We start from the raw sequence: 12,569 nt of genomic DNA, 5'->3' as shown, positions 1-12,569 counted from the left end.
GGCTCGCTCCCGATCTTCGATACTAAACTTGTTACGCTTCTTCTTTTCCATAAAATAAACCCTAAAAGTTTGTCTAACTTTTAGGGTTCACTTCAAAGATACTTCCCGGCTTTATTTTTTCTATATTTGTGATTATTATAAAATAAGAACTCACCCTGAACAACATAATTATAGATTTACTACTTTAATAATCATGAAACACTTTATTTTTGCTATTTTATTGACACTGGTAACTTGGGGAATACAGGCTCAAGAATCGATCCAAATAACAGATATAAACCTAGTAAACCTCGGAGATGGACAAACATATGCCCACAGAAAAGATGAAGCTAAAACTCCTATTACCGGGAAAGTTAGAATTATCACAGGAGTAACCACTGAATATATTGATGCCGAATTCAATAATCAAGGTTTAGCTATCGGAAAATGGGAATATTATAAAAACAACAACCTGAGATCATACGCTTCATACAAAGAAGGATATCTGGACGGCGAATGGGCAGAAGTTCTTGTATCAGGCGATATTAAACAAAAAGGAGAATACCTGAATGGAAAAAAACACGGTACATGGACTACTTACAATAGTGAAGGTAACCCTAAAGAAACCGAAATATACAATGATGGAAAAGTAGAAAAAAGAACAACATTCTACACCAATGGCAATATTGATATGGAGCGAAACTTTAAGAACGGTAAAGAACATGGTTCCAGTAAAACATATACATTGGATGGAAAACTAAAATCGGATAAGAATTATGTAAATGGAAAACAAGTGGGAAAACAAATGATCCACTTTACTAGCAACATAGCCGATTACATTGAAACTTCCAATTATTCGCCCGAAGGAAAACAGGATGGAGAATATACACAAGTCTATGTAGAAACAAAAGCCGTTAAAGTGAAAGGGCAATATATAAAAGGGCAGAAAACAGGTAAATGGGTATACAATACAATCGGAGGTAAACCAATTAAAGAAGAAACTTACGAAAATGGTGTTCTGAAAGAGACCCGCAAATTCGAAAACTAAATTCTCTCTTATAGATATTCCATAAAATGCCCGAAACAACCAACAAATACAGATATTGGATTGTACTTGTAGTTTTCCTGAGCCTATTCAATAATGTAAAAGCTCAGGAAGCGGATTTTTACAAACAGCTTTCGGATGCTGCGATCAGCCTTACCCATAGCAAAGTTATTTACGATCCTGCATATTTCAAAATAAGCTATCCTAAAGGTGATGTGCCATCAAACAAAGGGGTTTGTACAGATGTTATTATCAGAGCCTATCGTAAGCTAAATATAGACTTGCAGAAAGAAATTCATCTGGATATGAAAGCTAATTTTGACAAATATCCAAGCCGGAAGAAATGGGGTCTAAACTCTACTGATACTAATATCGACCATCGGAGAGTTCCTAACCAACAGGTATTTTTCTCCCGGAAAGGTACAGTCAAACCAATAACAAACAACTCTCAGGATTACTTAGCTGGAGATATAGTTAGCTGGAACTTAGGGAATGGCCTGACACACATCGGCATAGTTATAGATAAAAAGAGCAGGGACGGAAAGCGTCCGCTTATTGTACATAATATAGGACAAGGGCAAGTTATTGAAGATTGTTTGTTTAGCTGGAAGATCACCGGACATTATAGATATAAAAAATAAATGGAACATTTTGCTATTTTTCTAAATACAGTATTACCAGTAAGAGCTCTTCCATCCGAGACTAGCGAGATGGTTACTCAACTTCTTTTCGGTCAGACATGCGATATCTTAGAGATATCCGGCTCATTCTCTAAAATCCGTAATACAGACGATGGATATGAAGGTTGGGCAGATACAAAAATGCTTACGCCTATTAATAAAGCTGATTTCGAGAATGTATTGGATAGTCCTGTATTCAGAACGTGTATACCTCTTGCCGATGCATTTTGTTTAACCGACAAACTCGTATATCACATATCGGCTGGTAGCAGAATTCCCTTTTATGATCCCGAAAGTAATGTCTTTGAAATAGCCAATAAAAAATATCAGATACATTCATCAGCCCTAACTTATCTCACTCATCAAAGTCCGGAGAATATACTCCCTACAGCTATGATATTCATAAATACGCCTTATCTATGGGGAGGAAAACATATCTTAGGCATAGATTGCTCCGGCTTCACTCAAGTAGTTTTTTCGCTATGTGGATATAGTATATCCCGTGATGCCGGAACTCAGGTTAAAGAAGGTATCAATATAGAAAGCCTTGATAACGCAAACGCAGGGGACTTACTGTTCTTCGATAAAAAGGGAAAAACCACCCATGTAGGAATTTATCTTGGGAAAAACAAAATAATTCATGCTTCAGGTAAAGTCCGTATCGACAAAATAGACAAAAAAGGTATCTATAATACAGACAGTAATGAATATACACATTCATTATCATCTATACGGAGAGTATAAGCATTGCAATATGAAAAAAATCTTATCTTTGCGATAGAAAATTAAAGAGTAACTTTAGCCATTATAAGTATTAAGAAGGAATGTCTATAAAAATAGTTGAAGTAAACGACAAAGCTTCGAAAAAAAAATTTGTTAAGTTTCCTATTACACTCTACAAAGATAATCCATACTATGTACCTGCTCTCATTTTAGACGAGCTGGAGACTCTGAATCCCGCTAAAAATCCAGCTTTTGAATTCTGTGAACAACAGCTTTTCTTAGCTTATAGAGGTGACGAAATTGTAGGCCGTATAGCCGCAATTATCAATCATCGGGCCAATGAAAAATGGGAACAAAAAAATGCCCGCTTCGGTTTTGTAGATTTTATAGACGACAACGAGGTTGTAGATGCATTGTTTTCGGCTGCCGAAAAATGGGCTAAAGACAAAGGCATGACAGCTATACAGGGGCCAATGGGTTTTACAGACCTGGATCATGAAGGGCTTCTTATCTATGGCTACGACCGACTTAGCACTATGGCTACTACATACAGCCATCCTTATTATAAGGAACAAATAGAACGGCTAGGTTTTGAAAAGGATGTAGACTGGCACGAATATTATATACCGGTTCCTCAAGAGGTACCTGAACGTCATCAGCGTATTGCTAAAATTGTTGCTGATAAATTTGGACTTAAGATTCTAAAATTTCAGAATATTAAACAAGTTACCCCATATGTTGATAAGTTATTTAATCTTTTAAATGTAGCTTATACCCCACTCTACGGATTCGTACCTTTAACTAAAAAGCAGATAGACTACTACGTTAAAATGTATGTTCCTTTACTGCGTTGGGATGTTGTGACGATTATTATAAAAGAAGAAACAGACGAAGTTGTTGGCTTTGGTATAGGTATGCCCAGCCTTTCTCGTGCATTACAAAAATCAAAAGGAAAACTATTTCCCTTCGGCTGGTATCATTTACTAAAAGGATTGAAAAGCAAATCTAATCCGATAGTCGATCTTTTGCTTATAGGTATCGCACCCGAGTATCAGGGAAAAGGAGTTAACGCGATGATTTTCGCTGACTTTATCCCCTCATCTTACAAGAGTGGATTTCGTTTTGCCGAAAGCAACCCTGAATTGGAAAGTAATAATAAAGTCGCCAATCAATGGGACGGATTCAATGCAGAACATCATAAGACCCGCAGAGCCTACGTAAAAAAAATATAAAGAAAAAAATTCTTTTTAAATGTACTTATAAGCAGGTTTTTAGTAAAAGGCCTGCTTGATTTTTTTTGCAAAAAATAGTATCTTTGTTCGAAACCCGATTATTCGAAGCAATACAAAATGGAAGAAGAAGAATTAGAAGTTAACTTACCTCTGGAAGATTATTCAGACGACGACATTAAAACCCTTGATTGGCAAGAGCATATACGCCGGCGCCCGGGTATGTATATAGGTAAATTAGGTGACGGTTCGTCTCCTGATGATGGTATATATGTATTGCTGAAGGAAGTACTCGATAATTCTATTGACGAGTATATGATGGGATTCGGTAAAACCATCGAAGTCAAGATCGAGAATGGCGAAGTATCAGTCAGAGACCACGGTAGAGGTGTCCCCCTTGGTAAAGTCAAAGATGTATCTTCACGAATGAATACCGGAGCTAAATACGATTCTAAAGCCTTCAAAAAATCGGTAGGACTAAATGGTGTTGGTATCAAAGCCGTCAATGCACTTTCGTCATACTTCAAAATACAAGCCTTCCGCGACAAACAAACAGCTATTGTAGAATACAGCAAAGCTATTGTCACCAGCGAATCTCAAATAATACCGACTGAAGAAGGCAATGGTACATCGGTAGAATTTATTCCCGACAAAACTGTTTTCGGCGAATATCTTTATCAGGACGAATATGTTGAAAGCCTCTTAAAGAATTATTCTTATCTGAATACCGGATTAACGATAGTATATAATGGAAAGAAGTTTCATTCGAAAAACGGGCTTGCCGATTTACTGAATGAAAATATGACTTCAGACCCATTGTATCCAATTATCCACCTGAAGGATACCGATATTGAAGTTGTAATAACTCATACCAACCAGTATGGAGAAGAATATTATTCATTTGTAAACGGTCAGCATACAACACAAGGAGGTACGCACCAATCGGCGTTTCGCGAAACTGTTGGGCGGGTCATCAAAGAATATTATAATAAGAATTTCGACTATGCCGATATCCGCAGTGGTATAGTTGCCGCTATCAGTATAAAGGTAGAAGAGCCGGTTTTCGAATCCCAGACTAAAACTAAATTAGGTTCAAAAGACATGGGACCGGGCGGACCTTCTGTTCAGAAATTTATCGGAGACTTTATTAAAAAAGAATTAGATAATTTTCTGCACAAAGATTCCGAAACTTCCGACAGCCTATTAAGGAAAATACTTGAATCGGAAAAAGAAAGAAAGGCTATAGCTGGCGTTACCAAGCTCGCAAGGGAACGTGCTAAAAAAGCAAACCTGCATAATAAGAAGCTTCGCGATTGCCGCCTTCATTACAATGATACTAAAGGTAATAATCTCGACGATACATCTATATTTATCACCGAGGGAGATTCAGCCAGTGGTTCTATTACTAAAAGCCGTGATCCTAATTTACAAGCTGTATTCAGTTTGAGGGGAAAACCGCTTAACAGTTTTGGGCTCACTAAAAAGATTGTCTACGAAAACGAAGAGTTCAATCTTTTACAGGCTGCACTCAATATAGAGGACGGATTGGACGGATTAAGATACAATAAGGTAATCATAGCAACAGATGCCGATACTGATGGTATGCACATACGCTTACTTTTATTGACATTCTTTCTGCAATTCTTTCCTGATTTGATAAAGAAGAACCACGTATACATACTTCAGACACCACTTTTCCGTGTCCGCAATAAAAAAGAAACGATCTACTGTTACACAGAAGAAGAACGTATTGCGGCAATAGGAAAACTTGGTGCTAATCCCGAAATCACTCGCTTTAAAGGGTTAGGAGAAATTTCACCGGACGAATTCAAGCATTTTATCGGGAAAGATATCAGGCTTGATAAAGTAACAATGAAAAAAGAAGACTTAGTAAAAGAGATGCTTAATTTCTATATGGGTAAAAATACTCCGGAACGTCAGGTATTTATTATAGACAACCTTATTCCTGTAGAAGATTAAGGCTTCAATCCTTTTTAGATACACTAAAGAATAATTACCAGTTAAAATTTATCTTATTTCTGAATAATGAAAGATTCGCGTGCAATAATACTTATATACAGCCCCGATCAACCCGGATTAGTGGCTGCGATAACAGATTTTATCAATGTAAACGGAGGAAATATTATCCGTCTCGAACAGCATGTAGATAAACAGGAAGATGCTTTCTTTATGCGCGTTGAATGGGATTTAGAAAAGTTCATTATTCCGAAAGAGAAAATTAGCGAATATTTCCAAACAATGTACGCTAATAAATACGATATGACATTCCGCTTATATTTCAATGATTACAAACCCCGGATGGCTGTATTTGTATCAAAGATGTCTCACTGCCTGTTCGATATACTGGCAAGATATACAGCCGGAGAATGGAACGTAGAACTACCCCTCATCATTAGTAACCACGAAGATTTGCGTTGGGTAGCAGAAAAATTCGGGATAGAATATCATGTATTAAAAATAAATAAGGATAATAAAGAAGAAATCGAAGCTCAGCAAAAAGCTCTGTTAAAAGAAAATAATATCGATTTCATAGTACTTGCCCGATATATGCAGATTCTGACCGACGATTTTATTAAATCGTATCCCAACAGAATCATTAATATTCACCACTCTTTCCTTCCTGCATTTATAGGAGCCAAACCTTATCATGCAGCATATGAACGGGGTGTAAAGATTATCGGGGCAACCAGCCACTATGTTACGACCGAGCTTGATGCCGGGCCAATTATCGAGCAAGATATCACCCGTATTACACACCGCGACAGTGTTAGCGACCTTGTAAGAAAAGGGCAGGATCTGGAAAAGATCGTACTGTCACATGCTATTGAATACCATATAAATCGTAGAGTATTGGTTTATAAGAATAAAACAATACTATTTTCTTAAAATCATTTGTTACCCATCGAGATAATCCGATAACTGACTAACCGCCGAGTATTGGGCAGATAAATAACTTTCAATGTTTTATCTCTGGCATTAAGGCTATCTGAAAGTGCATTATGCGATTCCTTTTCGATTTGACTTAAAGCCGGATTATTCTTGAAGTTACGGTATTGGTATGTATCTATTTTTAGAGTATTCTTATAAGAGCTATTCGAAAAATCACTATAATCTAATTCATATCTTACAGCACTTTTACGAACAGTGCGAGTAACCCAATACTCATCCAATATTAGAGTATGCGGCTCGCCTCTTTTTATAAGATATAAATCAGATAATATATCTTTACCTCCGATTACGAAAAAGATAGAGCCAACAAGCGTAATCAATATCAAACATATAAGTGCTAGAGTCTTTCCCCTCCTATCATCTTTCTTATTCGTCTTACTGAGCAGATTGAGTTTCCACATAAGCAACAAAACTATTGATAACACTAATGCGACAACAAAAGCGCACTTAATTACATACAAATAAAAAGAAAGATATAAAGATTCGGAAAATAAACTATACAAAGGATAATAAAACAAGTTATACATCAGCCATTCCCCAAATGGACGAATCAGCAAAATCAAAAATAACAGGATAAAGAATACTAACCCAATTAGTATCAATATTGCTCCTCTCAAAGTCTTAGTCATTTAGATACCCTTTTTTATTGTGCTAATATTTCGTAAGATAAGATAAGATTAGTATTTGGTAAATAACGGACACGGGCTATCAGGCTGTCGGGAAGACTGAATTTCTTTGTTTCTCCCTTAGGTATACTCGAATATTGAGAAAACTCATTGCTATTCATCAACCTGCGGTATTGGTAAATATTTAGATGTAATACCGGATGCTTACAATCCTTTTCTTCACATGCCAGCCTGTAAGAAATACTTGACTTTTTCCGGCTCAACCTTCGATATACCTTATACTTATGATATTCTGCAACCTCTACTTTATTTTGCCTTACGAGATTCCAGTCTCCAATACACTCTTTTGTATTCTGGACAAAAAGGAATAAAGCTAATCCGAAAATCACAATTATACCAAAACCATACCCTACCCTGCTCAATGTCTTTTCTTTCTTATTATCTTGACTAAAAGGATTAAGAGAATACAGTATAAGTGGAACCAATATCAAAGCACAAATCGATAGAAAAAGAAACCTGATAAAATAAAGATAAAAGGGGAAATACAATGAACCCGAAAAGTAAGTATACATAAATTTGTAATACAAATTATAAGATACCCATTCGAAAAGAGGATTTATAATTAAAACAAGCATGCCTACAATAAGACAAACAAAAAGCAAGACTGTAGAAATACAACCGGATTGTTTTTTACCCATAAAAGTGTTGTTCTCAGAAAATCACAGTTCTATCTCATCAGCCGAAATATATCCATGGCTGATACAGTAAAATATTAATCCCGACACGGTCTTAATCCCTAATTTAGCTGTAATGTTTTTTCGGTGCGAGAGTACAGTATTCAAACTTATATTTAAACGATCAGCTATCTCCTTGTTCAAAAGTCCGAGTGCTACAAGTTTCAACACTTCCAACTCACGAGGCGAAATGGTTTTCTCACCATCTTTATCAAACGTATGGCTTAACAAAGCCTGCCAATCATCAAAACCTGCTTCGGCCAGTTCGTTGATCATCGGTTTCAGTATTTTTTCCCTTATACGATTATGTTTACCCAAGTCATTCAATAAAGTGTCGACTGAAAACACTACCGCAAAACAAAGGTTTTCATTGAAACTTCCCGCTATATGCTTAATCAGGATATTCTTTAAGTCCAATAATAATGCATATGAAGAATCATCATCCAAAAGCCCGTTATTGATACGGTGAAGCAATTCATCCTTAAATCTCAAAAATAACTTACGGATCAACAGCAATTGTGTATTATTGGGATCGCTAGTAGCTATAAATGCATTCAGGTGCTTTTCTATATTAGGAATCTGAGCATGTACATAATAAGCATCCGTCTGTTTCAAGTAATCACTTACAAGATCGACATTAAATCCCTGTAAAATTTTCTCAGGAAAATAGTCTTCATTCAGGTAAGTATTTAATATGGCTAAAAAGAAATCTTTATTCAGATCATTCTCCAAACAAACGGTAGCAACAGTCTTTTCTCCTAACCCCAACTTAAGCCCGAACCTATTAATAACAGGAATCAATAAATAATTGTCGCTGATACTCTCCGAAAGAATAGATGATGCGGTAAGAAATGCCATAACTTAAATAGTCTGAAAAGGGTTTTTCAAATTTACAGAATTATTCCTGATAATAGTTACCAATCTTATAAAATTCGGATTGTTATGTCCGTTTTTGTTCGTAATTTTGGCAAGTTTATTGGTTATATTAATAATTTAAAGACATAAATCTCAGAGTATATTAAGTATAATTCATTATATAAAACTAAGCTAAATAAAAGAAACTCTGAGACCTTACTAATTTCAAACAAGATAGATGAAGCCCGATAGTTTAATTTTTGATATGGATGGCACCTTATGGGATGCTGTAGAAACTTATGCTCATTGCTGGACTCAGGTATTTAAAGCCAATGGTATAAACCGAAAAGTAGAGAAAAAGGATATACAAGGATACATGGGAATGGAAGCCAAGCAGATATATCACGTAATGTTTCCCGATTTACCTGATTCGACTATCGAAAAACTATATCAGGACATAATTATCAAAACAGACGAGATGCTCCCTCAGATGGGTGGCGAAATATATCCATACGTACAAGAAGGACTGGAACTACTAGCCCGAAAATACAAACTATTCATGCTAAGCAATTGCCAGAAAGGGAGTATCCGTGACTTTATGACCTATACCGAGACAAAAACATACTTTTGTGATTATATCGAATATGGTTCTAACTTCCAGCCTAAGCATATCAATATGAAAACCCTTATCGACAGATATAATCTAAAGGCTCCGGTATACATAGGTGATACCGACTCAGACCGAAAACAGTCTGATCTCGCATCTGTTCCGTTTGTTTTTGCGGCTTGGGGTTTCGGTAAAACAGATTCGTTTGCCCATAAATTCGAAAGTATGAAAGAGCTGACTGATTATTTTATGAGTCTATAATAAAAGAATTGAACTATGCCCGGCATTATCATCCTCATTGTATTTGTGGTATATTTTTGCACATTATACCTCATCTCTCACCTTGTAAGTAAGAAAAGTAGCGATAATGAGGCCTTTTTTTCCGGAAACAAAAAATCTCCGTGGTACATTGTTGCCATAGGTATGATAGGTACATCTATATCAGGAGTCACTTTTATATCCGTTCCGGGCATGGTCGGAAAGTTTGATATGACCTATATGCAAATGGTATTCGGATTCTTTTTCGGATATCTTATCGTCGCATATGTCTTACTCCCCCTTTACTACAGGCTTAATCTTATCTCGATATATACTTATCTCGAACGTAGGTTTGGTTTCTGGTCATATAAAACAGGTGCTTCATTCTTTATCCTATCACGCATTATAGGTTCTGCTGCCAAGTTATATCTTATTGCTTTAGTCTTACAATCTTTAATATTCGATCACTGGCATATCCCTTTTCCGGTTACAGTATCGTCCATCATTTTATTCATCTGGCTTTATACAAGAAAGAGCGGCATAAAAACTATTATATGGACAGATACACTCCAAACCATATGTGTGGTCATTGCTGCAATATTAATTATCTGGCAAGTAGCATCTTTATTGCATCTCAATATCTCTCAAACGGTAGAAGTAATTAAACAAAACCCACATTCGCGGATTTTTAGCTTCGACTGGGCTAGTTCACAGAATTTCTTCAAGCAGTTTCTAAGCGGTATATTCATTGTTATCGTTATGACCGGATTGGATCAGGATATCATGCAAAAAAACCTGACTTGCAAAAATCTAAGTGATGCCAGAAAAAATATGCTAACTTATGGATTCATGTTTATCCCTATCAACCTCATCTTTCTATCATTAGGTATATTATTATTGTATTTTGCATCACAACAAGGGATTAACCTACCTGCCATATCCGACGAAATATTACCTTTTCTTGTAAGTAACTATCTTGGAATGGGCTGCCTTATATTTTTCTCAATAGGTATTATAGGAGCATCATTCGCCAATGCCGACTCTGCTCTGGCTTCATTAACCACTTCTTTCTGTATTGATATTTTAGGTACTGAGAAGCAAGATAAACTAGTTTCAAATAAAATAAGGCGGAAAGTTCATCTGGGAATAAGTTTCGTTTTCATTATTACAATACTACTAATACATTATATCGGACAAGAGAATATTCTGAATACAATTTATAAAGTTGCATCTTATACATACGGTCCGCTTCTGGGAATGTTTACATTGGGATTATTCACCAAAGTGCAGGTTAAAGACAAATACACCCCTATAGTATGCATTCTTGCACCTATAATCTGCTATTTCACAGAGGTCTCTCTGGAATATTTTCTGAATTATAAAGTTGGGTATGAAATTTTAATACTAAATGGAGTTTTGACTATCTTGGGCATGCTAACAATTAAAAAGCAAAATAATATCTCTAAGGTCAACGAATAAAACACCCCTATGTGTTAAAACGACATTTTAAAGAATTGCTGTGTCAGGAATCAAGTACATTCCATTTTTTTCAATATCCTGATACTTGGTTTTATCAAAAACATACAAGAAAGGAGATTTGTGTGGACCCACTTTTCTTTTCTCTTTAAGCTTCTTCACATAGCCTACCGATAATATCTTACGTTGAAAATTACGACGATCCAATTCTTTTCCAAGAAAAGCTTCATATAGCATACGCAACTCTGGCATCGTAAATTTTTCGGGTAGCATCTGATAACCAATTGGTAAATAACCCAGCTGCATTCTGATCGAATTGTTCGCAATGTCTATTATATCCCGATGGTCACCATATAAATAAGGCAATTTATTTAATGGAAACCAGTCAATTTCCTCTTCGTCCGAATGTACAAACAAGTCTATCTGACTATATTCTACCAATGCGTAATATCCCATTGTAACGAAACGCCGCAAATACCATTTAGCCATTTCATCAGTCATTCCTAAACTGTCGATAATATTCTTATTATCTTCCTGATCGAACCGGTTACATTCGCCAAACAGGTGAAATTGTTTTATGAAGACATCGGACAATCCTGTTCTTACCTGAATAACTCTCTGAGCTGCAGCGTCTACATTCTCATCCATACGAACAAATCCTCCCGGAAGCATCCACTTCGAACTTTTTTTCAGTTTATTCAAAAGGACTTGAAGAACCCCTTCGTTGAAAGATAAAACTACACAATCAACAGATATGCTATCCAAATATTCGTCTTTCGTTGGGCGCAAAGATTCTCCGGAATTAAAAAGTCGGGTCATAATAGATAATGTTTGATTTTGTACAAAATGTGTTATAAATCTTTGTGATAGATTGTTTGTTGTCTGCTATCTATTTTAACATCTATAAGATTGCAAAGTTAATATAAAATCTTATACTGCCTAATTTATTCTTCTATAAAACCCCCATCGGACATTCTGTGTGGATCAGCGAATAAAGCCATACCAGTCTTCATTTTTCTAAAGTTCAATTTCCGGTAAAAGTCTTCTTTTCCGGGAGATGCATATAAGATAAAATTGCAGCCCGGAGTTTTATTTATTAACAATTCAACAATCCGTCGACCGACACCATATCCCTGATATTCAGGATCAACAGCAATATCATATAATGCAGACTGCCTGATCCCGTCAGATATAAGCCGCCCTAATCCTATCATTTTTTCTGTATCAAAGACAAATACTGCGGCAAAGCTATTCTCAAATGATATTCTATGTTTTTCGGCATCAGTAAATCCCATACCGACTAATTCTAACAAACGAGGAACTTCCTTCCAATCAATGTCATCAATGCTTTCCTTATATATTAAATTCAGATTTCTCTTCATGTATG

Annotated in this window: 13 protein-coding genes; 8 read left to right on the top strand and 5 right to left on the bottom strand. The window is 36.0% G+C overall.

The genetic code is table 11. The annotated features are described in order from the left end of the window. The first annotated feature begins 193 nt into the window (after nt 1-193). The 6 genes from BUC12_RS16380 to purU all read left to right on the top strand — a co-directional run bounded on the left by BUC12_RS16380 (nt 194) and on the right by purU (nt 6,563). A complete protein-coding gene (locus tag BUC12_RS16380; protein WP_062183132.1) occupies nt 194-1,027 on the top strand; it encodes a toxin-antitoxin system YwqK family antitoxin in 834 nt (277 codons plus the stop codon). 26 nt (nt 1,028-1,053) lie between these two features. Continuing rightward, nucleotides 1,054-1,665 carry a DUF1287 domain-containing protein gene (locus tag BUC12_RS16375; protein ID WP_082141937.1) on the top strand — a complete coding sequence of 204 codons (612 nt, stop codon included), beginning with the start codon at nt 1,054-1,056 and terminating at the stop codon, nt 1,663-1,665. Further along, entirely contained in the window at nt 1,666-2,448 is a 783-nt protein-coding gene (locus BUC12_RS16370) for a C40 family peptidase (protein WP_062183135.1), read from the top strand. An 80-nt stretch (nt 2,449-2,528) separates the two neighbouring features. Next, complete coding sequence (locus BUC12_RS16365) at nt 2,529-3,659, top strand: hypothetical protein (protein ID WP_062183138.1); 1,131 nt, start codon at nt 2,529-2,531, stop codon at nt 3,657-3,659. Between the two features lie 117 nt (nt 3,660-3,776). After that, nucleotides 3,777-5,636, top strand: coding sequence for a DNA topoisomerase IV subunit B (locus BUC12_RS16360; protein WP_062183141.1), 1,860 nt, complete (start codon nt 3,777-3,779; stop codon nt 5,634-5,636). A gap of 66 nt (nt 5,637-5,702) precedes the next feature. Further along, nucleotides 5,703-6,563 carry a formyltetrahydrofolate deformylase gene (gene purU / locus BUC12_RS16355; RefSeq protein WP_062183143.1) on the top strand — a complete coding sequence of 287 codons (861 nt, stop codon included), beginning with the start codon at nt 5,703-5,705 and terminating at the stop codon, nt 6,561-6,563. Between the two features lie 2 nt (nt 6,564-6,565). Here the strand turns inward: purU and BUC12_RS16350 are convergent, their stop codons facing one another. Genes BUC12_RS16350 through BUC12_RS16340 form a run of 3 tightly spaced genes read right to left on the bottom strand, consistent with a single transcriptional unit; the run spans nt 6,566 to nt 8,844 of the window. Further along, nucleotides 6,566-7,255 carry a hypothetical protein gene (locus BUC12_RS16350; RefSeq protein WP_062183145.1) on the bottom strand — a complete coding sequence of 230 codons (690 nt, stop codon included), beginning with the start codon at nt 7,253-7,255 and terminating at the stop codon, nt 6,566-6,568. 14 nt (nt 7,256-7,269) lie between these two features. Then, nucleotides 7,270-7,950: a hypothetical protein gene (locus BUC12_RS16345; protein WP_062183148.1), complete on the bottom strand. Its 681-nt coding sequence runs from the start codon at nt 7,948-7,950 to the stop codon at nt 7,270-7,272. A gap of 21 nt (nt 7,951-7,971) precedes the next feature. After that, on the bottom strand, nt 7,972-8,844 hold the full coding sequence (locus BUC12_RS16340; protein WP_062183151.1) for a helix-turn-helix domain-containing protein: 873 nt from the start codon (nt 8,842-8,844) through the stop codon (nt 7,972-7,974). 235 nt (nt 8,845-9,079) lie between these two features. Here BUC12_RS16340 and BUC12_RS16335 point away from each other — a divergent pair, with 235 nt between their 5' ends. Both BUC12_RS16335 and BUC12_RS16330 read left to right on the top strand, forming a co-directional pair. Further along, nucleotides 9,080-9,709 carry an HAD family hydrolase gene (locus tag BUC12_RS16335; RefSeq protein ID WP_062183154.1) on the top strand — a complete coding sequence of 210 codons (630 nt, stop codon included), beginning with the start codon at nt 9,080-9,082 and terminating at the stop codon, nt 9,707-9,709. 15 nt (nt 9,710-9,724) lie between these two features. Further along, complete coding sequence (locus BUC12_RS16330; protein ID WP_062183157.1) at nt 9,725-11,185, top strand: sodium:solute symporter; 1,461 nt, start codon at nt 9,725-9,727, stop codon at nt 11,183-11,185. A 27-nt stretch (nt 11,186-11,212) separates the two neighbouring features. On the opposite strand, the gene BUC12_RS16325 is transcribed toward BUC12_RS16330, so the two are convergent. Both BUC12_RS16325 and BUC12_RS16320 read right to left on the bottom strand, forming a co-directional pair. Further along, a complete protein-coding gene (locus BUC12_RS16325; protein ID WP_062183161.1) occupies nt 11,213-12,001 on the bottom strand; it encodes an NUDIX hydrolase in 789 nt (262 codons plus the stop codon). Between the two features lie 125 nt (nt 12,002-12,126). Next, complete coding sequence (locus BUC12_RS16320; protein ID WP_201780494.1) at nt 12,127-12,564, bottom strand: GNAT family N-acetyltransferase; 438 nt, start codon at nt 12,562-12,564, stop codon at nt 12,127-12,129. Between the last annotated feature and the right edge of the window lie 5 nt (nt 12,565-12,569).

The organism is Indolivaga macrotermitis (assembly GCF_900128985.1).
Taxonomy (GTDB): Bacteria; Bacteroidota; Bacteroidia; order Bacteroidales; family Dysgonomonadaceae; genus Dysgonomonas_A; species Dysgonomonas_A macrotermitis.
This window is presented reverse-complemented; position numbering and strand designations above follow the sequence as displayed.

Coding starts and splice junctions, on each gene's coding strand:
- BUC12_RS16335 (WP_062183154.1), top strand. CDS start 9,080: ATGAAGCCCGATAGTTTAATTTTTGATATGGATGGCACCTTATGGGAT.
- BUC12_RS16375 (WP_082141937.1), top strand. CDS start 1,054: ATGCCCGAAACAACCAACAAATACAGATATTGGATTGTACTTGTAGTT.
- BUC12_RS16325 (WP_062183161.1), bottom strand. CDS start 12,001: ATGACCCGACTTTTTAATTCCGGAGAATCTTTGCGCCCAACGAAAGAC.
- BUC12_RS16380 (WP_062183132.1), top strand. CDS start 194: ATGAAACACTTTATTTTTGCTATTTTATTGACACTGGTAACTTGGGGA.
- BUC12_RS16330 (WP_062183157.1), top strand. CDS start 9,725: ATGCCCGGCATTATCATCCTCATTGTATTTGTGGTATATTTTTGCACA.
- BUC12_RS16370 (WP_062183135.1), top strand. CDS start 1,666: ATGGAACATTTTGCTATTTTTCTAAATACAGTATTACCAGTAAGAGCT.
- BUC12_RS16350 (WP_062183145.1), bottom strand. CDS start 7,255: ATGACTAAGACTTTGAGAGGAGCAATATTGATACTAATTGGGTTAGTA.
- BUC12_RS16340 (WP_062183151.1), bottom strand. CDS start 8,844: ATGGCATTTCTTACCGCATCATCTATTCTTTCGGAGAGTATCAGCGAC.
- BUC12_RS16360 (WP_062183141.1), top strand. CDS start 3,777: ATGGAAGAAGAAGAATTAGAAGTTAACTTACCTCTGGAAGATTATTCA.
- BUC12_RS16345 (WP_062183148.1), bottom strand. CDS start 7,950: ATGGGTAAAAAACAATCCGGTTGTATTTCTACAGTCTTGCTTTTTGTT.
- purU (WP_062183143.1), top strand. CDS start 5,703: ATGAAAGATTCGCGTGCAATAATACTTATATACAGCCCCGATCAACCC.
- BUC12_RS16365 (WP_062183138.1), top strand. CDS start 2,529: ATGTCTATAAAAATAGTTGAAGTAAACGACAAAGCTTCGAAAAAAAAA.
- BUC12_RS16320 (WP_201780494.1), bottom strand. CDS start 12,564: ATGAAGAGAAATCTGAATTTAATATATAAGGAAAGCATTGATGACATT.